The organism is Stenotrophomonas chelatiphaga (assembly GCF_001431535.1).
Taxonomy (GTDB): Bacteria; Pseudomonadota; Gammaproteobacteria; order Xanthomonadales; family Xanthomonadaceae; genus Stenotrophomonas; species Stenotrophomonas chelatiphaga.
This window is the reverse complement of the sequence record NZ_LDJK01000009.1, coordinates 33,863-53,514: the sequence shown is the minus strand read 5'-3', so window position 1 is coordinate 53,514 and position 19,652 is coordinate 33,863. Positions and strand designations below refer to the sequence as shown.

General features: G+C 67.1%; 14 protein-coding genes. 5 read left to right on the top strand and 9 right to left on the bottom strand.

Features of this window, described 5'->3' with window-relative positions:
• Positions 1 to 391 precede the first annotated feature (391 nt).
• Entirely contained in the window at positions 392 to 2,989 is a 2,598-nt protein-coding gene (locus ABB28_RS03630) for a TonB-dependent receptor (RefSeq protein WP_152983373.1), read from the top strand.
• 178 nt (positions 2,990 to 3,167) lie between these two features.
• Here ABB28_RS03630 and ABB28_RS03625 read toward each other — a convergent pair whose 3' ends face one another.
• The 5 genes from ABB28_RS03625 to ABB28_RS03605 form a co-directional block, all read right to left on the bottom strand.
• Positions 3,168 to 4,271, bottom strand: a complete 1,104-nt coding sequence (locus ABB28_RS03625) for a metallophosphoesterase (protein ID WP_057507319.1) — start codon at positions 4,269 to 4,271, stop codon at positions 3,168 to 3,170.
• A 64-nt stretch (positions 4,272 to 4,335) separates the two neighbouring features.
• Positions 4,336 to 6,594, bottom strand: a complete 2,259-nt coding sequence (locus ABB28_RS03620; protein ID WP_057507318.1) for a TonB-dependent siderophore receptor — start codon at positions 6,592 to 6,594, stop codon at positions 4,336 to 4,338.
• 16 nt (positions 6,595 to 6,610) lie between these two features.
• On the bottom strand, positions 6,611 to 6,907 hold the full coding sequence (locus ABB28_RS03615) for a DUF3325 family protein (protein ID WP_057507317.1): 297 nt from the start codon (positions 6,905 to 6,907) through the stop codon (positions 6,611 to 6,613).
• Complete coding sequence (locus ABB28_RS03610) at positions 6,904 to 8,481, bottom strand: PepSY-associated TM helix domain-containing protein (RefSeq protein ID WP_057507316.1); 1,578 nt, start codon at positions 8,479 to 8,481, stop codon at positions 6,904 to 6,906. Before ABB28_RS03610 ends, ABB28_RS03615 begins: the two co-directional genes overlap by 4 nt.
• Entirely contained in the window at positions 8,478 to 8,813 is a 336-nt protein-coding gene (locus ABB28_RS03605) for a hypothetical protein (RefSeq protein ID WP_211260356.1), read from the bottom strand. The genes ABB28_RS03610 and ABB28_RS03605 overlap by 4 nt, the downstream gene beginning before the upstream one ends.
• A gap of 243 nt (positions 8,814 to 9,056) precedes the next feature.
• Between ABB28_RS03605 and ABB28_RS03600 the strand changes: the two genes are divergently transcribed.
• Positions 9,057 to 10,028, top strand: a complete 972-nt coding sequence (locus ABB28_RS03600) for a cation diffusion facilitator family transporter (protein WP_057507315.1) — start codon at positions 9,057 to 9,059, stop codon at positions 10,026 to 10,028.
• A 66-nt stretch (positions 10,029 to 10,094) separates the two neighbouring features.
• Positions 10,095 to 10,844 (top strand): 2,3-diphosphoglycerate-dependent phosphoglycerate mutase, encoded by a 750-nt coding sequence (gpmA, locus tag ABB28_RS03595; RefSeq protein ID WP_057507314.1) that lies wholly within the window; start codon positions 10,095 to 10,097, stop codon positions 10,842 to 10,844.
• Positions 10,845 to 10,874: 30 nt separating this feature from the next.
• Here the strand turns inward: gpmA and ABB28_RS03590 are convergent, their stop codons facing one another.
• Positions 10,875 to 11,315 (bottom strand): DUF4262 domain-containing protein, encoded by a 441-nt coding sequence (locus tag ABB28_RS03590; protein ID WP_057507313.1) that lies wholly within the window; start codon positions 11,313 to 11,315, stop codon positions 10,875 to 10,877.
• A gap of 171 nt (positions 11,316 to 11,486) precedes the next feature.
• Here ABB28_RS03590 and ABB28_RS03585 point away from each other — a divergent pair, with 171 nt between their 5' ends.
• Positions 11,487 to 13,583, top strand: coding sequence for a M13 family metallopeptidase (locus ABB28_RS03585; RefSeq protein ID WP_057507312.1), 2,097 nt, complete (start codon positions 11,487 to 11,489; stop codon positions 13,581 to 13,583).
• A 186-nt stretch (positions 13,584 to 13,769) separates the two neighbouring features.
• Here ABB28_RS03585 and mfd read toward each other — a convergent pair whose 3' ends face one another.
• The 3 genes from mfd to ABB28_RS03570 form a co-directional block, all read right to left on the bottom strand.
• Positions 13,770 to 17,234, bottom strand: coding sequence for a transcription-repair coupling factor (mfd, locus tag ABB28_RS03580; protein ID WP_057507311.1), 3,465 nt, complete (start codon positions 17,232 to 17,234; stop codon positions 13,770 to 13,772).
• Between the two features lie 151 nt (positions 17,235 to 17,385).
• The gene (locus ABB28_RS03575) at positions 17,386 to 17,931 is read right to left on the bottom strand and encodes a GNAT family N-acetyltransferase (RefSeq protein ID WP_057507310.1); all 546 of its coding nucleotides are present in this window, start codon (positions 17,929 to 17,931) and stop codon (positions 17,386 to 17,388) included.
• Positions 17,932 to 18,025: 94 nt separating this feature from the next.
• Positions 18,026 to 18,883 carry a 23S rRNA (adenine(2030)-N(6))-methyltransferase RlmJ gene (locus tag ABB28_RS03570; RefSeq protein ID WP_057507309.1) on the bottom strand — a complete coding sequence of 286 codons (858 nt, stop codon included), beginning with the start codon at positions 18,881 to 18,883 and terminating at the stop codon, positions 18,026 to 18,028.
• A gap of 47 nt (positions 18,884 to 18,930) precedes the next feature.
• Between ABB28_RS03570 and creB the strand changes: the two genes are divergently transcribed.
• Positions 18,931 to 19,650: a two-component system response regulator CreB gene (creB, locus tag ABB28_RS03565; protein WP_211260354.1), complete on the top strand. Its 720-nt coding sequence runs from the start codon at positions 18,931 to 18,933 to the stop codon at positions 19,648 to 19,650.
• Positions 19,651 to 19,652: the final 2 nt, after the last annotated feature.

Here is a 19,652-nt window from a genome sequence, read left to right as displayed (position 1 = left end):
TGGATGACATCGTCCAAGCGTACATCCTGCGGCCGCGCGCCGGCGCTTTTGTGCACGCAATGCGCTGGATCTGAAAGCAGCGGCCGGGCGCGCCGAACAATTCGATCACCCATGCAGAACGGAAAATTAAGTTTTCGATTGCTCTAATGCGCACGACCGATCTGTCGTGATCGGCACACAATTCGCACCCTCTGCCAGCGCCGCCGCGTTGCGCGTGTTCCCCCTGGATTGACCTGTGCGCCGCTCGGCTGCGGGCTGGGCAGGTGCATGCCTTCGTCCGGCGGCGCGTCTCCCAAGGACCACCCCCTGCATGCTCCAGCCTGCCACGTCGATCCGCCCGCGCCACCGCGTTGCTGCCTCCCTCCTGCTGCGCCGCGCGCTGCTTCCTTCGATGATCGCCGGCATGGTGGGCGTGGCCCAGGCACAGGATCCTTCACCGGCGCCAGCGCCAGCGCCGGCCGCGCCGGCGGCCACCCAGGAACTGGATTCAGTGCAGGTGCGTGGCGTGCGCGGCAGCGCAACCGGGGCCGTGGATGCCAAACAGGCGAAGGCGGAAATCAGTGATTCGGTGGTCGCCGAAGACATCGGAAAGCTGCCTGACAACAGCGTGGCCGCCGCACTGCAGCGGGTCACCGGCGTGCAGGTGGCGCGCGGCGGCGCGGAAGTCGGCACGGTGCTGGTGCGCGGGCTGCCGGACGTGGTGACCACCTTCGATGGCCGCAATGTGTTCACTGCCAGCGGACGCGGCATTGCCCTGCAGGATATACCCGCCGACCTGCTGCAGAGCGTGGACGTGTACAAGACCGGCAGCGCGAAGTTCCTGGAAGGCGGCATCGGCGGCAGCATCGACGTGCACCTGCGCAAGCCCTTCGACCTGGACAAGGACACCACGCTGGCCGGCAGCATCAGCGCCGTGCAGGGCGACCAGGCCGGTGAAACCAAGCCCAATGGAAGCCTGACCGCCGCGCACAACTGGGACAGCGGACACGGGCGGATGGGCGTGCTGGGCAGCATCTCGTTGCAGCAGCGCCCGTACCAGGAAAGCAACAGTTTCCATGGCACCTACGACCGTGTCGCCAATCCGGCTGATCCCTCGCAGGAGATCTTCGTGCCGTACAACGCCGGCGGGCTGGTGGCCAACAACACGCACAAGCGCCGCTCGGCCAACTTCACCTTCCAATGGGCGCCCACGGACAACAGCGAGGTGTACCTCGATACGTTCTACGTCAATTACGAGGGCCGCAACAACGTCAACTACTGGATGCCGTTCCCCGGCCTGGTGAACCCGGACAACGTGGACACTGTCAGCCTGCGCCCCGGCAGCAACGTGATGGACGGTTTCGTGGCGCGCGACCTGTACACGCTGTCCAGCACGCAGGCCCACAAGCAGACCTCCGATACCTTCCAGGCCGCGTTGGGCGGCAAGTGGCACAACGACACCGTCAGCCTGTCCACCGAACTGGCTTATACGTGGAGCACCAACAAGCACCGTGCCATGACCCTGGACATGGGCATGGACGCGCCGTTGATGCACATGCGCGATGCCGGTGGCGTGCCCGATACCTGGGTCACCCAGGCCGATGGTTCGGCCTACGATGTGACCAACCCGGCCAACTGGTACCTCAGCCAGTACTACGACAGCTGGGATGAGCAGAAGGGCGAGGAGTGGGCGTGGCGCGGCGACAGCACGTTCCAGTTCGACGCCGGTCCGTTCAGTTCACTCGATGCGGGCCTGCGGCTGAGCCGTCGCACCGCGTCCAACCATGGCGGCGGTCCGGGAGCGATGGACAACATCAGCGGCCGCCGCGTGCTTGCCAGCGATGTCCCCGGGCTGGCCGCGGTATCACCGGGTGGGATGCTCGATGGTGCGCGCGCGTTCTCCACCGACCGCTGGGCCGTCGCCAACGCGGCCTACCTGCTGCAGCAGACCGCGCAGCTGCGCCAGGTCATGGGCCAGTCACCGGATGCACCGCCCGAGCTGGCCTCGCTGTTCTTCGACAACCGCGAAGACAACTACGCCGCCTACCTGCAGCTCAACTGGGGCACCACGCTGGGCAGCATCCCGGTGGATGGCCGCATCGGCGTGCGCGCCACGCGGCTGGAGTCCGAGCTCAGTGGTACGCGCAGCGTCGATGGGCTGGACGTGCCCAGCCAGATCGAGACATCGCAGACCAGGTTCCTGCCCAATGCCAGCGCCAACGTCTCGTTGCGCGAAGACCTGATCCTGCGGCTGTCCGGCAGCCAGACCATCGCTCGACCGAACTTCGCCGACCTCAATCCACAGCTGAGCCTGTATGAGTCCACCGACAGCCTGCCGGCGCGTGGAAACGGCGGTAATCCGGACCTGCAGGCGGTGGAATCGAAGAACCTCGATGCGTCGCTGGAGTGGTATTTCCAGCCCGGCTCGCTGCTGTCGGCCGCGGTGTTCCATCGCAGGCTGGACGGCTACGTGCAGAGCTATGCCGATGACGAAGTGATCGCTGGCACCACGTATTCGATCACCCGCCCGCGCAATACCGGCGAAGGTACCCTGAAGGGATTCGAGGTGGGCTACAGCCAGTTCTACGACTTCCTGCCGGGCTGGTTGTCCGGCTTCGGCACCCAGCTCAACTACACCCGCATCAGTGCCGAAGCCGAATCGCCGACAGGTCAACTGCAGCCGCTGACCAACGTATCCAAGCATGCGTTCAACGCGGTGCTGATGTACCAGTACGAGCGCTTCTCCGCGCGGCTGGCGTGGAACCGACGCACCGATTACGCGACCAGCTTCAACAGTTCCGGCGACCAGCCCAGCGATATCCGCCAGGGCGACGAGGACTGGCTGGACGTGGCGCTGAACTACGACATCAACGAGCACATCACCGTGTTCGCCGAAGCGACCAACCTGCTCGGCGGTTCGACCCGCAACTACTTCGGCAGTCCTGCGTTCCCGCGCGACTTCGCCTCACCCGAGCGCACCTACACGGTGGGGGCGCGCTTCCGCCTGTAACCGCCGCCGCAATCGTTGCTGAGTACGTGTGATGCGCCTCTCAGCTGGGCCGTCGACGGCGCGGCGCGTTTTGCGTTGACCGGTGACAGCGGGCGGTTCGCCAGCCATGGCGGCTGGCGGCATTCGCGGATACGCCGCGAAGAGGGCTGAACAGGCCGGCCGCGCCGGATGGGATGACTCAGTCGTCCCGTCCGGTCACACCCGCTGCCAGCGCTACGCGGGTGCCATCCAGCAGGCCACGGCTCAGCCGGCCCTCTTCGATGAACAGCAGTTCGCCGTTCTCGCCGTTCTTGATGCTGCTGTCCACCGCGATGATGCGGTCGCCATGGAAGCTGCTGACGTGCGGCATCGAGGTGTGGCCGACCACGATGCGTTTCAGCCCGAGGCGATCGAGCACCGCCTGCACGCCATCGGTATCCAGCCGGCCGTCGAAGTAGCCGCGGTACCAGATCGGGCTGGTCTTGCCGTCATACAGGGGTGCGGTGGCCGGGTCGGCTTTCACCTGGTCGCGCGGGGTGCCCAGCGATGCGCGGTAGGCCGCGTTGGTGGCCGCCGGGTCCAGTGCCAGCGCGAGCGCGTCCGGTGAGATGCCGCCGTGCAGGAACAGGGCGTCTCCGATGCGCAGCAGCACCGGCCGGGTGCGCAGCCATTGGCCTATCACCGAGTCCGGACCGTACAGCTGCGGGTAGCTGCGACCGAGCAGCTGCGCACTGCGCAGGTACTTCGGATTGACGTAACGCAGGTCGTCGTACAGCACCATTGTTTCGTGGTTGCCCAGTACGAAGTGCACCGCGCCGCCGGCGGCGCTGGCCTGTTGCTGCAGGCCGTACAGCAGCCAGAACGCTTCGGTCACCTTCGGCCCGCGATCGAACACATCGCCTGCCACGACCAGCGTATCGGTGCCCCGAGCCCAGCGGTCCTGTGCATCGATGATGCCGTTGGCGCGCAGCAACCGTACCAGCAGGTCGTACTGGCCGTGGATGTCGGACAGCACGACGATGCGCGGCGCGGCGGGCAGCACGTCCATCGGCGGGACTGCCGCGGGGGCGATGTCCACGGGATGCGGATAGCCACAGACCGGCGCGATGCGGCGGGCCGTCTGCTCGTGGCTGACCACCTTGTCATCGCAGATCCAGCGCGCCTGCAACGTCTCGCCGTCACGCACCACGTAGGGGCCGTCGGCATCGACGTGGGCGGCCGGAGCGGGCACATCGCGTGCACCGGATGCGCTGCTGGCCAGCAGGCCGACCAGCAGCAGGAAGGGCAGGGAGCGGTGGATCATGGCAGTGGGTCCGGAAGGAGACGGGCGGGGCGCCGTGGCCCCGACCGTGATCCTACGCGCCCGGTCAGAACTTCGCGCGGACGTTGAACAACACCCGCCGCGGCTCGCCCCAGTAACCTGAGTTGAAGAAACCGACGTTGCGGTAATAGACCTTGTCCAGCAGGTTGGTGACGGTCACCCCGACGCTGACGTTGTCGTTGATGCGATAGCGGCCCATCAGGTCGAACAGCACATAGCCCCCCTGGCGGACCTGGCCCTCGGCGGTGATCGGCGTGCCAGTGGCGTTGAAACGGCCGGTGGGAATCGGCTGGGCCTGGGAAATATCGCTCTGCACGGTGAAGCCACCGCCAACGGTCCAGTCGCCCAGGCGGTACGTGGTGTTGAAGCGCGCCAGGTGCATCGGGCTGGTGGAGGCGAAGCGGCTTCCATCCGGATTGCTGCTGTAGGCGTAGGTGTAGCCGCCGGTCATGTTCCAGCGCTCGCTGAGGGATCCGGAGACTTCGAACTCGCCGCCCTGGGTCCTGATGCCCGCGCGCGCAATGTACGGCGTGCTGCCATCGGGCAACCTGATGTCACCGGCCGCCGGATCGTTCTCCGATACGTTGTCCTGCTCCATGTAGAAACCATTGAGCGCGGCGTACAAACGGCCGCCGAAGAACTCGCCCTTGAGGCCGTATTCGTAGTTGCCGCCGGTGGTCGGGTCCAGCAACCGGTTGTCGATGTCGCGCCGCGCGGTGGCCTGGAACACATCCGAATAGCTGGCGAAGGCGCTGATGCTCGAGCTGAGGTCATGGATGACGCCCACGTACGGGGTGGCGACGTGCGCGGTGGTGCGTGCGGTCTGGCCGGTGAACACCCCATCCACGTTGTAGCCGTCGGTGGTGGTTTCATAGTCGGAGTAGCGCACGCCGGCGATGACCTTCAACGGGTCGATCGGGTTCAGGCGCACGGCGGCGTAGTAGCCGGTTTCGGTGGTGTTGGTGATGCTGGAGGGGATGCCGGCATTGAAGGTGGTTGGCTTGCCGATGTTGCCGTCCCACGTGAAGATGCTGGGGAAGGCGGTGGTGCTGTACGGACGCGAGGTGATGCCGGCGCGGATGGTATCCAGGTCGCGATCGTAGTGGTTCACGCCGAGTACCAGCTCATGCTGGCGGCCGAACAGCTGGAACGGGCCCGAGGCGTAGAGGTCGAAGGCGTCTTCGCGGGTTTCCGACACCGAATAGGTATCCGACACCGCCAGGCCCAGGCCGGTGATGGGATCGGCAAAGCCGGTGCCACGCGCGGCGTTGTAGCTGTTCGACCCGGCCAGCAGCAGCGAATCGGTATCGGTGGCACGGTGGTTGTAGGCGATGCGGCCGCTCCAGCCCGCCCCCATCTGCTGTTCCAGCGTGGCGAAGTAGTTGGTGCTCTCCCGGTTCCACTCGTTCCAGCGCGCCGCAGCGCTGTAGGAGCGCGGCAGCTTCGCGCGCGTGCCATCGCGGAAGAACAGCGGTGATGCGCTCCACGCGCCACCGTCTGATCCGGTCTTCAGGTAGTCGATGCCGGCGCGCAGGCGGGTGCTGTCGGTCAGGTCGGCCTCGACCACGCCATACAGGCTGGGAGAGGTGTCGTTCTGGAAGCGCACCCAGCTTTCCTTGTCGGTGTAGGCGCCGACCAGTCGGCCGCGCACGCGGCCGCCCTTCGTCAGCGGGCCGGATACATCCAGCTCGGCGCGCTTGTAGTCCCACGAACCGGCACTCAGGCTGGTGCTGGCCTGGAAGGTATCGGTCGGACGCTTGCGCACCATGTTGACCGTGGCCGACGGATTGCCCGAACCGGTGACCAGCCCACTGGCGCCGCGCACGATCTCGATCCGTTCGTATACCGAGGTATCGCTGAGGATGGAGTTGCCGCCGGCACCGGTGGTGTAGTTGGTGGGAATGCCATCGAACATGAAGTTGTTGATGGTGAAGCCGCGTGCGTTGAACAGCGTGCGGTTGCTGTCGTAGGACTGCACGGTGACGCCGGGGGTCTGCTGCAGCACCTCGGCGATGGTGATCAGGTTGAAGTCTTCGATGCGCTGGCGGGTGAAGACGGTGAGCGACTGTGGCGTCTCACGCAGGGTCAGCGGCAGCTTGGTGGCAGTGTTGGTGCCATACACCTGATAGCCCTCGGTGCGCTGGGTGACCAGCACCCGGTCCAGGTCGGTGGCATCGGTGGCGCCGTTGGTGGCCGCAGTGGCGTTTGCCTGTGCGCAGGCCAGTGGCGCAGCCAGCAGCCAGGCGACGGCCATCGACACGGCAAGGGCGTTCCGGCACGGGGCGCCGGAGGACAGCATTTTCATCAGCGGGATCTCGGTATCAGGAACGGGAAGACGGGCGTGCCGGCATGGCCGGGCTGCGGAAACTGAGCCAGAGCACCACTGCCCCGGCGGCGGCGGCGAGCACGCCGCACCCGCCGACCACGCCCCACGCCACGCCCCAGGCGCCGATGCTGGCCGTCAGGCTGGCGACGAGGCCAGCGCAGCCCAGCAGGCGCAGAAGGCGCCGACGCGCCATGGCAGGCGCCTGCCCGGTGACATCGCGGTGGTGGCGTTCCATCGCCAGCGCCAGGCAGGCGAAGGCAGCGATGGCCAGCAGCAGGGCGAGCACGATCACGGGTTGGCTCCGGCGGTCGATGAAGTGCGTTGCGTGCGCGGCCTGCGCGCGCCGGGGACGAAGCGATGGACCTTGCGTGCGCTCCACAGCAGGCCGCCGCCGATCAGCAGCAGACCGATGTCGATGCCCGCCTTGGCGCCGTCACCGTCGGCCGCTGCGCTGAACATACCGCCGTTCCAGGCGATGAGGTTGTAGAGCGGAAGCCCCAGCGCGAGCACGCCGGCAAGCGACAGCTGTTCCACCCAGCCGCGGCGTGGCAGGCGCAGCATCGCGTGCAGCAGGCAGGCCGCCCAGGCACAGAAGAACACCCGGACTTCGGCATCGCTGCGGTTGCCGATGTCCAGTGGCAGCAGCCGGTTGCCCCACAGGAAGGCCAGCATCGCCACGGGCAGGCCGGCCACGAAGCCGATGTTGAGGCATTCGACGATACGGAAACCGAGGTGCGGACGTGCTGGATCGGGCAGTTGCGCGCGCCGCTTGACCGTCCACAGCACCAGGCCGGTGGCGACCATCAGCGTGCCGGCGATGCCTGACAGGAAGAACAGCCAGCGCATCGCCACCGGCGCGAACCGCCCCGCATGCAGGCCGATCATGCCGTCGCGGGTGACAACGGCGGCCGAGCGCGCGCCGGGCTGGTCGACCAGGCGGCCACTCACGTCGAAGGTGAGCGGCTGGTCGGCATCGGCGATGCGATCACCCGATTGGCGGCGCACCGTGATGCGCATCGCCGCATCCGCGGGGTTGTCCACCTGTACCGCACCGCCGCGGCCATCGCGCCACTGCAGTTCCGCGCGACGCAACACCTGCTTCAGCTCCGGCGGGGCGGCGATGACGTGGCTGGGCTGTACCTTCTGCGCACGCGGGAACAGCTCGGCGAAGAAGGCATCGCGACCGCCGCTGAAATTGGCGTCCACCGCCCACGGCATGTACAGCGTCATCAAGGTGATCAGGCCGGTATAGGTGATCATCAGGTGGAAGGGCAGGGACAGCACGGCCAACGCATTGTGGCCGTCCAGCCAGCTGCGTTGTCCCTTGCCGCGGCGCAGGCTGAAGAAGTCGGTGAAGATCTTCTTGTGGGTGATCACGCCGCTGACGATCGCCACCAGCATGAACATCGTGCAGAAGCAGACGAACCAGCGTGCCCACAGCACGGGGACGTAATGCAGGTCGAAATGCAGCCGATAGAAGAAATCGCCACCGCGGGTTTCGCGGACCTGGACCGGATTGCCGTCGGCACCCAGCGTGGCCTGGTAAGGGTTGCGCTGGCCACGCCGGCGTTCAGGCGCGTCCTGCGGCTGCCAGCTGACGGTGGTGGCGCTGCTGCGGTGGCCGGGCAGTTCGATGGACCAGCGCTGGGCATCCGGCGCGGTGCGCGCCAGGAAGCGCTGCGCCTGCTCCAGCGCAACCGGCGCGGTGGCGGGCAGCCCGGCTTCGGGTTGCATCCAGCGCGTGAGTTCAACGCGCCAATAGGCGGCGGTGCCGGCGATGAAGATAAGGAACAGCACCCAGCCGACCAGCAGGCCGGACCAGGTGTGCAGCACCGATTGCGATTGGCGGAGTCCGCCCAGGCTCATGCCGCGCCTCCGCGCAGCAGCCAGGCGATGGTTAGCCCGAGTGCTCCCGCGATCAGCAGCCCGAATGCGGCGCGTGCGCTGCTGCGCGCGGCGAACGACCAGATCGCCGCCCCGGTGTAGACCACGAAGGAGAGCATCGTGGCGACCAGCGCGGTGTCAGCGGCCGCCCCGGGCAGCAGGCGTGCCAACGCCGCTGCCCACGCCGCAGCGACCGCATAGCCGGCGAGCAGGGCCAGCCCGCCACGCAGCCACAGCACGCCGTGGCCGCCGCCCCGCGTTGAGCGCTTGGCCGCCACGCTGACCGGCGGAGAGGAAGAAGAAGGCGTCGGCATTCGAAAGATGAATGAGAACCGTATGCAATTGCGAGCAGATGCTATTTGACCGCATCGACGCTGTCGACCCCTCGATCGGGGGATGCGGATCAGCCCGGATCGAGCTTGACCACCGTGCTGTCGGCGGTAACCGTGGCGCTGCGCTGCGCTGCAGCTGAGCGCGAAGAAGGCGATGTTATAACCGGTGTGATGGTATCCCCCGCACGCGCGGCGTAGCCTGCGGGCACCACACAGGAGACCCCGATGGGCCACGACCACAACCATCTTCCCGCAGAAATCCGCCACGAAAAGCCGCTGTGGTGGGCGCTGGGGCTGACCGCCGCGTTCCTGCTGGTGGAAATCGTCGGCGCGTTCGTCACCAACAGCCTGGCGCTGCTGTCCGATGCCGCGCACATGGCCACCGACACCTTGGCGCTGATGATCGCGCTGGTCGCGGTGCGGCTGAGCCGGCGTCCGCCGGATGCGCGCCGCACCTACGGCTACGCACGGCTGGAAGCACTCGGCGCGATGTTCAACGGCGGCATGCTGTTCGTGGTGGCCGGCTACATCCTGTGGGAGGCCGTCGCCCGGTTCCGCCAGCCGCAGGAGATCGCGTCCACCGGCATGCTGGTGATCGCCGCGGTGGGGCTGGCGGTGAACCTGGTATCGATGCGCCTGCTGAAGGCTGGCAGCGGCGAAAGCCTCAACGTGAAAGGTGCCTACCTGGAGGTCTGGGCGGACATGCTGGGATCAGTGGCGGTGATCATCGGTGCGCTGCTGATCCGCTGGACCGGCTGGAAGGTGATCGATCCGATCCTGGCCGTGCTGATCGGCCTGTGGGTGCTGCCGCGCACCTGGGTGCTGATGCGCGAGGCGATCAACGTGCTGCTGGAGGGCGTGCCGAAAGGCATCGTGCTGGCCGACGTGCGCAGCAGCCTGTGCAGCCACGCGGCGGTGGTGGACGTGCATGACCTGCACGTGTGGGCGCTGGCCTCCAGCACGCCGGCGCTGAGCGCCCACGTGGTGCTGCGCGACGGGGCCGACGCGGACCAGGTGCGGCGCGCGCTGGCCGATGCCCTGCATGAGCGCCACGACATCGACCATGTGACCCTGCAACTGGAGGCAGAGCATTGTGGCGATGCCTGTGCGGTGGGGCCGGCGCCGGCGGCACACGACCACGACCGGCACGGCCACGAACGGGACCGGCACGGCCACCACGGCCACGTCCACCACTGAGCCGGCATCCGGCGTTCCTTCGCCGCTACAATGACCGCCTGCCTTCCCGATGTTGGAGACCCTGCAGTGACTCGTAAACTCGTACTGTTGCGCCACGGCCAGAGCCAGTGGAACCTGGACAACCGCTTCACCGGTTGGGTCGACGTGGAGCTCACCGACAAGGGGCGCCAGGAAGCGGCTGCCGCCGGTCGCCTGATGCGCGAAGAAGGCCTGCAGTTCGATGTGGCGCACACCTCGGTGCTCAAGCGCGCCATCCACACCCTGCAGGGTGCGCTGGCCGAAATGGACCAGGACTGGCTGCCGGTCAGCAAGAGCTGGCGCTTGAACGAACGCCATTACGGCGGCCTGCAGGGCCTGGACAAGGCGGAAACCGCGGCCAAGCACGGCGAGGACCAGGTCAAGATCTGGCGCCGTTCCTACGACATCCCGCCGCCGGCGATGGACATCGAGGATCCGGGCCACCCGATCCACGACCGTCGCTATGCCACGCTGGACCGCAACGCGCTGCCGGGTACCGAATCACTGGCTACCACGCTGGACCGCGTGCTGCCGTACTGGTTCGATTCGATCGCCCCGCAGTTGAAGGATGGCAAGACCGTGCTGGTCACCGCGCATGGCAATTCGCTGCGCGCGCTGTACAAGTACCTCAACAACGTATCGCGCGAGCAGATCCTCGAACTGAACATCCCGACCGGCATCCCGTTGCTGTTCGAGCTCAACGATGACCTGACCGTGCAGTCGTTCCGCTACCTGGGCGACCCGGAAGCGGCGCGCAAGGCTGCCGAAGCGGTGGCCAACCAGGGCAAGGCGAAGTAACGCCGAAGCGGCTGCCGACGAGGGTCGGTGCTACGGGGCGCTGGTCAGCACGATGGCCAGCGCTTCATCGGACGGCGCATCGTCGTAACCGGGGTGCCAGGCGAAGCGGTGTGCTTTGTCCGGCAGGAACATCACCACGGCATGCAGGGGCTGTTCGCCGTAATGGCGCACCGCCGTGCCCAGGTAATCGTCATGGCAGTCCGTACGCACCGGTCGGAAGATCACCTTGTAGCCGCCATCGAGCACATCGGCATCCTCCACGTCGGTATGGATCTGGTGGCCGCCGGCCAGCAACTGCGCGCATTCACTGAGCAGCGCCTGGGCCTTGGACCGCTGCAGGCCGAACACCATCACTTCCGGCGCGTTGTAGGTCGCCTGGAAGCCGATCGAGTAGGAGAAGCCAGCCTCGCCATCCGGTCCGGGCAGCACGTGCAGGCAATGCCAGCCGTGGTCGCGGATATCGTCGATCACGCGGCGGTCCTGGGGTCTATCCGCTGTTGTCATATGAACACGCTGGCCAGTTGATCGGGAGGGACACCCGCAGTGTCACACGTGTGGGGATCGCGCGCGCGGCGTGACCTTTGGCGGTCCCCTGCGCCCTGCGTCCGGGCTACGCTCGGGGATTACCTGTCGGAGAGTCCCATGAACTTGCGCACCCTGGCCCCGTTGGGCCTGACCGTTGCCATCGCCGCCTCGCTGGCGGCCTGCGGCAAGACTGAAACCGCGCCGGCGGCCAGCGCCGATGCCGCCAAGCCGGCCTTCGACCCGTCGCTGATCAAGACGCCGCTGATTTCGCTCAACAGCGCCGACCTGGATACCGCCATCTCGGCCTGTACCGACCTCAATGGCTTCGTCAACAGCAAGTGGTTGAAGGCCAACCCGGTGCCGGGCGACCAGACCACCTGGGGCAGCTTCGAGATCCTGCGCGAGCGTTCGCTGGAAGTGCAGCACGCACTGGTTCAGCAGGCCGCTGCCAGCGAGGCCAAGGCCGGCAGCGTGGAAGCCAAGATCGGTGACATCTGGAAGACCGGCAGCGACGAAGCGAAGATCGATGCCGCCGGGCTGGCGCCGCTGCAGCCGCAGCTGGACAAGATCGCCGCGCTGGCCGACACCGCCGCCATCACCCAGTACCTGCGCGACAGCCAGGCGCAGGGCCAGGGCGTGCTGTTCTCGCTGTTTGCCAACGCCGACTACAAGGATTCGGCCAACGTCATCGCCTACGTCGGCCAGGGTGGCCTGGGCCTGCCGGAAAAGGGCTACTACTTCGATGCATCGCAGGCCAAGATCCGCGATGCCTACGTCGCTTACATTGCCCAGGTGTTGACCCTGTCCGGTGTGGACGCTGCGCAGGCGGCCGACCAGGCCAAGGCTGTGCTGGCCTTCGAAACCCGCCTGGCCAACGCCTCGCTTTCGCGGATCGAAATGCGTGATCCGTCCAAGCGCTACAACCCGGTCAGCGCGGCAGATGCGGACAAGCTGACGCCGAACTTCAGCTGGACCGCGCTGTTCGACACGCTGAAGGTGCCGGCCGCGCAGAAGTTCTCGCTGGCCCAGCCGCAGTTCTTCACCGAAGTGGACAAGATGCTGGCCGATGTCCCGGCCGCCACCTGGCAGGCCTACCTGCGCTTCCACACCATCGACGATGCCGCGCCGTACCTGAGCAGCAACGTGGAGAAGGCCAACTTCGATTTCTATGGCAAGACCCTGCGCGGCCAGCAGGAGATGCAGCCGCGCTGGAAGCGTGTGCTGGATTCGGTCAACAACGGCATGGGTGAAGCGCTCGGACAGCTGTACGTGGACGCGGTGTTCCCGGCTGAAAGCAAGGAGCAGATGCAGCACCTGGTGGAGAACCTGTCCGAAGCGCTCAAGGCCCGCCTGGAGAAGCTGGAGTGGATGGGCGAAGACACCCGCAAGAAAGCGCTGGAGAAGTGGGCCAGCTTCACCCCGAAGATCGGCTACCCGGACAAGTGGCGTGACTGGTCGGGCCTGCAGACCAATGGCGACAGCTTCCTGGGCAACATGCAGGCCGCGCGTGCGTACAACTACCGCTACATGCTGGACAAGATCGGCAAGCCGGTGGACAAGACCGAGTGGGGCATGACCCCGCAGACCGTCAACGCGTACTACAACGCCACCAAGAACGAGATCGTGTTCCCGGCGGCGATCCTGCAGGCGCCGTTCTTCGACGCCAAGGCCGATCCGGCGCTGAACTACGGCGGCATCGGTGCGGTGATCGGCCACGAGATGATGCACGGCTACGACGACTCGGGCAGCCAGTTCGCCGCCAACGGCAACTTCGACAACTGGTGGACCGACGCGGACCGCAGTGCCTTCACCCAGCGCACCGACCAGCTGGTGGCGCAGTTCGATGGCTACGAGGCAGTGCCGGGCGTCAACGTGAAGGGCAAGCTGACGTTGGGCGAGAACATCGGCGACCTGGGTGGGCTGACCGTGGCCTACGACGCGCTGCAGATGGCGCTGAAGGAAGAACCGTCGAAGAACGTGCCGGTGGATGGCTACACGCAGGACCAGCGCTTCTTCATGAACTGGGCCACCGTGTGGCGCCGCAACTTCACCGATGGTGAACTGCGCGTGCGCCTGAACACCGACCCGCATGCCCCGGCGAACTTCCGTGCCAACGGCGCGCCGTCGAACATGCCGTCCTTCGCGGCGGCGTTCGAGTGCAAGGCCGGCCAGCCGATGGTGCGTGCCGACGACAAGCGCGTCGTGATCTGGTGATCGCCCGCAGCTGGTGAGTACTGAAAAACCCGGCGCCAGCCGGGTTTTTTTTTGCCCCGGTAGCGCCGACCCATGGTCGGCGAGCGCAGCCGTGCGTGCGGCCAGGGAGCCCGCCGAGCATGGCTCGGCGCTACCGAGAGCAGGAGGCCCGTGGTAGCGCCGACCCAGGGTCGGCGAGCGCAGCGGTCAGCCCGGCGCCAGCGTCGTCAGCAGCGCACGCGCCGCATTGAAACGGTCCTCAGGCAGCGGCAGCGGGTGCTTGATGCGCAGCTTGTCCGGGCCGTCCATGCTGTACAGGTTCGACTGCTTCTGGATCAGCTGGATCACCGACATCGGATCGATGTTCGGCTTGGCCTCGAACACGATGCGGCCACCGGCCTCGCCGAGGTCGACCTTGCGGATGCCCAGCTCGTTGGCCTGCAGCTTCAGTTCGGCGATCGCGAACAGATGCTTGGCCGCGTCCGGCAGCAGGCCGAAGCGGTCGATCATCTCCACCTGCAGCTCGCGCAGGGACGCACTGTCGCGCGCGCTGGAAATGCGCTTGTACAGCGTCAGGCGGGTGTGCACGTCGGGCAGGTAGTCGTTGGGGATCAGCGAGGGCACGTGCAGCTCCACTTCGGCCCCGCGGGCTTCCTCGCCGGCATCCAGGTCGGGCAGCTTGCCCAGCCGGATGCTGCGCACGGCACGCTCCAGCAGTTCGGTGTACAGGCTGAAGCCCACTTCGGCCATCTGCCCGCTCTGGTCTTCGCCCAGCAGTTCGCCGGCGCCGCGGATTTCCAGGTCGTGGGTGGCCAGGGTGAAGCCCGCGCCCAGTTCATCCATCGAGGCGATGGCTTCCAGGCGCTTCTCCGCATCCGGGGTGATCGAGCGGCGGTCCGGTACCACCAGATAGGCGTAGGCACGATGGTGCGAACGTCCCACGCGTCCACGCAGCTGGTGCAGCTGGGCCAGGCCGAAACGGTCGGCGCGGTTGATGATGATGGTGTTGGCGTTGGGGATGTCGATGCCCGATTCGATGATCGTGGTCGACAGCAGCACGTTGAAGCGCTGCTTCTGGAACTCCAGCATCACCCGTTCCAGCTCGCGCTCGGGCATCTGTCCGTGGGCGATGCCGATGCGGGCTTCGGGGACCAGCTCGGACAGCTCGCGCTGCATGCGGCCGATGCTTTCCACGTCGTTGTGCAGGAAGTAGAGCTGGCCGCCGCGGGCCAGTTCGCGCTGGAAGGCTTCGCGCAGCAGGGCATCGTCCCACTGGCTGATGAAGGTCTGCACCGCCAGTCGGTTCGGCGGCGGCGTGGCGATGATCGACAGGTCGCGCAGCCCGGCCATGGCCATGTTGAGCGTGCGCGGAATCGGCGTCGCGGTCAGGGTCAGCAGGTGCACGTTGGCACGCATCGCCTTCAGCGCCTCTTTCTGGCGCACGCCGAAACGCTGCTCCTCATCGACCACGACCAGGCCGAGGTCCTTGAATTTCACGTCCGGCTGCAGCAGCCGGTGGGTGCCGATGATGACGTCGATGGTGCCATCGGCGACCTTCTCCAGCTCGGCCTTGATCTCCTTGGTGGACTTGAAGCGCGACAGCACTTCCACCTTCATCGGGTAATCGGCGAAGCGGTCGCGGAAGTTGCGGTAATGCTGTTCGGCCAGCAGCGTGGTCGGCACCAGCACGGCGACCTGCTTGCCGGCACTGGCCGCAGCGAACGCCGCGCGGACGGCCACTTCGGTCTTGCCGAAGCCGACGTCACCACAGACCACGCGGTCCATCGGCTGGCTGCTGGCAAGGTCGCGCAGGGTCGCATCGATCGCGGCCAGCTGGTCCTGGGTTTCCTCGAACGGGAAACCGGCGGCGAACGGTTCGTACATCGCCCGGTCCACGTCCAGCGCCAGCCCGGCGCGGGCGCGACGGCGCGCCTGGATTTCCAGCAATTCGGCGGCCACGTCGCGGACTTTTTCGGCGGCCTTGCGCTTGGCCTTGGTCCACTGCTCGCCACCCAGCGAATGCAGCGGAGCGGTTTCCGCCGATGCGCCGGAGTAGCGGCTGATCAGGTGCAACTGGGCCACCGGCACGTACAGCCGGTCACCCTTGGCGTATTCGATTTCAAGGAACTCGCCGGGCATGCCGCCGACATCCATCGCGATCAGGCCGCGGTAACGGCCCACGCCATGGTCTTCATGGACGATCGGCGCGCCTTCGGTCAGTTCGCCGAGGTCGCGGATGATCGCCTCGGGCTCGCGACCGGCACGGCGCGAGCGCCGCTGGTGCGCTGCGCGTTCGGGGAACAACTGGCGTTCGGTCAGCACCGCGATGCGCGGATCGTCCAGCGCGAAGCCGTCTTCCAGCGGCGCCACGGTGATCGCGAAGCGCTCGCTGCCGGCCAGGAATGTCGGCAGGTCGGCCACCACCGGCGGGCGCAGGGAGGCGGCCTGCAGGACTTCCAGCAGCGCCTCACGGCGACCGGCGGTATCGGCGGCGATCAGCACGCGGCCGGGATACTGTTCGATGAACGTGGCCAGCGCCTGGCCTGCGGCGGCATCGCGCGCAGCCACCGGCAGTGGCGGCAACGCGGTGTCTCCCAGCGCGTGGGCCTGTTCGATGCGCGCATGCCCGGGCGGCCAGACTTCCACGCGGGGCAGGTCGTTGAGGCGCTCGCGCAGCAGTTCCGGCGACAGGTACAGCTGCCCCGGCGGCAGCAGCGGCCGTTCGACGTCGTGTCGGCGCTGTTCGTAGCGCTGGCCGGTCTGCGCCCAGAACGCCGCGGCGGCTTCGCCGACGCCTGCAGCCATCACCGGCAGCACGTCGGCGGAAAAGTAATCGAACAGCGTGGCGGTGTGGTCGAAGAACAAGGGCAGGTAGTACTCGATGCCCGCCGGTGCCAGCCGCGATTTCAGGTCCTGGTACAGCGAACTGCGGCGCGTGTCGACATCGAAGCGTTCGCGCAGGGCGTCCATCACCCGCGAGATGCTGGCATCGTCCATCGGGACTTCGCGACCGGGCAGCATGTGCACGGCCTGTACCTTCTCCAGTGAACGCTGGGTTTCCGGATCGAAGGCGCGGATGGTATCGATGTCCTGGTCCAGCAGTTCCACGCGCAGTGGTTCGCTGGCACCCATCGGGTACACATCCAGCAGGCCGCCGCGCACGGCGAAATCACCCGGGTCCATCACCTGTGGCACGTTGCGGTAGCCGGCGCTTTCCAGTCGCCGCTTTTCTGCATCCAGGTCCAGGCGCTGGCCGACTTCCAGATCGAAACTGCCACCGATCACATACTGTTTCGGCGCCAGCTGCTGCATCAGCGTCTGCACCGGCACCACCACCAGCCCACGCTTCAGGCCGGGCAGGCGATGCAGGGCGGAAAGGCGTTGGGAAATGATGTCCGGGTGCGGACTGAAGCGATCGTAGGGCAGGGTTTCCCAGTCCGGGAACGCCACCACCGGCAGCGACGGATCATCGCCAAGCAGGGTGCGCAGATCGGATTCGATCTGGTTGGCACCGTGGTTGTCCGGCGCGACGACCAGCACCGGGCCATCGTGTGCCTGCGCCGCGCGGGCGAGGTACCAGGCCAGCGCGGTGGGCGAGCTGGGAGCGCGCCACCAGGCGCGGAGCTGGCCGGGACGGGGCAGCGGCGGAAGGGGATAAGGAGAGCGCGACATTGGCCGACGATTCTACCAGAGCCGCCTGTGCAGGCCCGGACAACGATCCGTCAAGCGAGGCGGGCGCGGCACCACGCCGGGTAGCGCCGAGCCATGCTCGGCGAGCGCAGCGGCCAGGCAAGCATCGCCGGGCAGCGCCCGGCGCATCCGCTCAGTTATCCAGTTCCAGCACCATGCGCACCAGCCCGGGCGTACCCTGCGGATGCGGCACCGGCTTGAAGCCCAGCGAGTCTGCCAGCTGCTTCATCGGTTCGTTTTCTTCGGCGATGTCGCCGTACAGGCGATCCAGGTACTTGCCGCGTGCCCACTTCACCAGCTTGCGCATCAGCTGCCGGCCAAGGCCCTGGCCGATCAGGAAGCGGCTGATCAGGATCGCGTACTCCGCTTCGCGTGTGCCCTGGATGATCGAGGCACGCGCGACAGCACCGACCACCGCTTCGCCGGCCGGCAGCGACTCGGCGGCGACCAGGGTGATCTCGGTCTTGGGATTGGGATGGGTCAGCCGCTGGGTGGTCTCCGGCGACAGTTCAGTCACCGCCTGCAGGAAGCGGTCGCGGATCTCTTCCGGGCCGAACAGGCTGAAGGCCGCCTGCAACGGCGGGCCGTCTTCGGGCCGGATGGGACGGATCAGCAGTTCATGGCCACTGGGGGCCTTGAAGATCTCGTGCCAGGGCGGCATGCGGTTGCGAGTGGCCATACCGGGTAGTTCCTTGGTGGTCCAGCGATTGTGGCATCCCCATGGGTGCATTCCGTGAACGGAAGGTTCACGGGACGCAGTGGCCACGGGGGCCTTATTCGGCGGTCTTCAACCAGTCCAGGCGGGTGCTGGCGCCGGGCTCGCCCAGGTGCTGCTTGAGCGCGGGCAGGGCCGGGCCGATCACCCGGTCGAACTGGAACGGGGCGTTGAGGATCAGCATCCCGCTGCCATTGAGGCGCAGGGGCGACTCATCCGGCCGCACCAGCAGCTCGATGGTCATCGCCGACTTGTAGGGCAGGGCGGTGGCCTTGCGCAGGAAATGCAGGATGGTGCGGCGCTGCTTGATCGGGAACCAGACCGCGCAGGTGGCCTGCGGCCAGCGCTCGAAGGTTTCCTTCAGGGCAGCAAGGATGCGGATGTACTCGGCGTCCTGGCCCTCGTAAGGCGGATCGATCAACACCAGGCCGCGGCCGATCTTGGCACCGTTTGCCTTCGGTGGGACCAGCGCCCGTATTTTTTCGTAGCCGTCGCCTTCATACACGCCGACCCGGGCATCACCGGCGAACAGCTTCTTCAGCGCGGCGGCTTCTTCGGGCTGCAGCTCACAGGCGGCCAGGCGGTCCTGCGGGCGCATCGCCTGGGCGGTCAGCAGCGGCGAGCCGGGGTAGGTGATCATCGCCCCGACCGGATTGTCGGCCTGCACGGCCTTGAGGTAGCGCTCCACCACTTCGGGCAGCTTGGGCTGGGACATCAGCTTCATGACCCCGTCCTCGGCTTCCAGGGTCTTGCGGCTCTCTTCGCTGGCCAGCAGGTAGCGGCCGCGGCCGGCATGGGTGTCCAGCACGAAGAACGGGCTGTCCTTGCGCTTGAAGCTGTCGATCAGGGCCAGCTGCACGATGTGCTTGAGGACATCGGCATGGTTGCCGGCATGGAAGGCGTGGCGGTAGTTCATGGGGCGCAGTGTACGGGTCGGCAGGCGCAGCGGCTATCGCAGCGGCTATGCTGCCGCCCATGACAGAACCCGTTGCCCGCGTGCTGGTGGTCGAAGACGAGGCCGCCATCGCTGAAACCGTGCTGTATGCGCTGCGCAGCGAAGGCTTCGCGGCCACCCATTGCCTGCTCGGCGGGCAGGCCCTGCAGCAGCTGCAGGACGGCGCGTTCGATCTGGTGATGCTCGATGTGGGCCTGCCCGACCTGGGCGGCTTCGAGGTCTGCCGTCGCCTGCGCGCGCTGCCGGGCGCCGTGGGGCAGCTGCCGGTGATCTTCCTGACCGCGCGCAACGACGAGGTCGACCGGGTGATGGGGCTGGAACTGGGCGCCGATGATTACGTCACCAAGCCGTTCTCGCCGCGCGAACTGGTGGCGCGCGTGCGGGCCCGGCTGCGCCGCAGCGGCGTGGCCGGGGCCACGTCCGATGGCCGCTGGCAGCAGCAGGGTAGGTTCCATATCGATCGGCAGGGCCACCGCATCCGCTATGGCGAACAGCTGCTCGACCTGACGCGCTACGAATATGCGCTGCTGGCTGCCCTGCTGCAGCGCCCCGGTGCCATCCTCAGCCGTGCCCAGTTGATGGATCGCGGCTGGGACGCCAGCGCCGACAGCGCCGACCGCACCGTGGACACCCACATCAAGACGCTGCGTGCCAAGCTGCGCAGTGCCGGTGCCACCGATGACCCGATCCGCACCCATCGCGGTGTCGGCTATGCGCTGGAGGCCTGAGC

Excerpts from the sequence above, each read along its gene's own strand:
- ABB28_RS03630 (WP_152983373.1), top strand. The coding sequence starts at position 392 with ATGATCGCCGGCATGGTGGGCGTGGCCCAGGCACAGGATCCTTCACCG.
- ABB28_RS03625 (WP_057507319.1), bottom strand. The coding sequence starts at position 4,271 with ATGATCCACCGCTCCCTGCCCTTCCTGCTGCTGGTCGGCCTGCTGGCC.
- ABB28_RS03620 (WP_057507318.1), bottom strand. The coding sequence starts at position 6,594 with ATGAAAATGCTGTCCTCCGGCGCCCCGTGCCGGAACGCCCTTGCCGTG.
- ABB28_RS03610 (WP_057507316.1), bottom strand. The coding sequence starts at position 8,481 with ATGAGCCTGGGCGGACTCCGCCAATCGCAATCGGTGCTGCACACCTGG.
- ABB28_RS03605 (WP_211260356.1), bottom strand. The coding sequence starts at position 8,813 with ATGCCGACGCCTTCTTCTTCCTCTCCGCCGGTCAGCGTGGCGGCCAAG.
- ABB28_RS03600 (WP_057507315.1), top strand. The coding sequence starts at position 9,057 with ATGGGCCACGACCACAACCATCTTCCCGCAGAAATCCGCCACGAAAAG.
- ABB28_RS03585 (WP_057507312.1), top strand. The coding sequence starts at position 11,487 with ATGAACTTGCGCACCCTGGCCCCGTTGGGCCTGACCGTTGCCATCGCC.
- mfd (WP_057507311.1), bottom strand. The coding sequence starts at position 17,234 with ATGTCGCGCTCTCCTTATCCCCTTCCGCCGCTGCCCCGTCCCGGCCAG.
- ABB28_RS03575 (WP_057507310.1), bottom strand. The coding sequence starts at position 17,931 with ATGGCCACTCGCAACCGCATGCCGCCCTGGCACGAGATCTTCAAGGCC.
- ABB28_RS03570 (WP_057507309.1), bottom strand. The coding sequence starts at position 18,883 with ATGAACTACCGCCACGCCTTCCATGCCGGCAACCATGCCGATGTCCTC.
- creB (WP_211260354.1), top strand. The coding sequence starts at position 18,931 with ATGCTGCCGCCCATGACAGAACCCGTTGCCCGCGTGCTGGTGGTCGAA.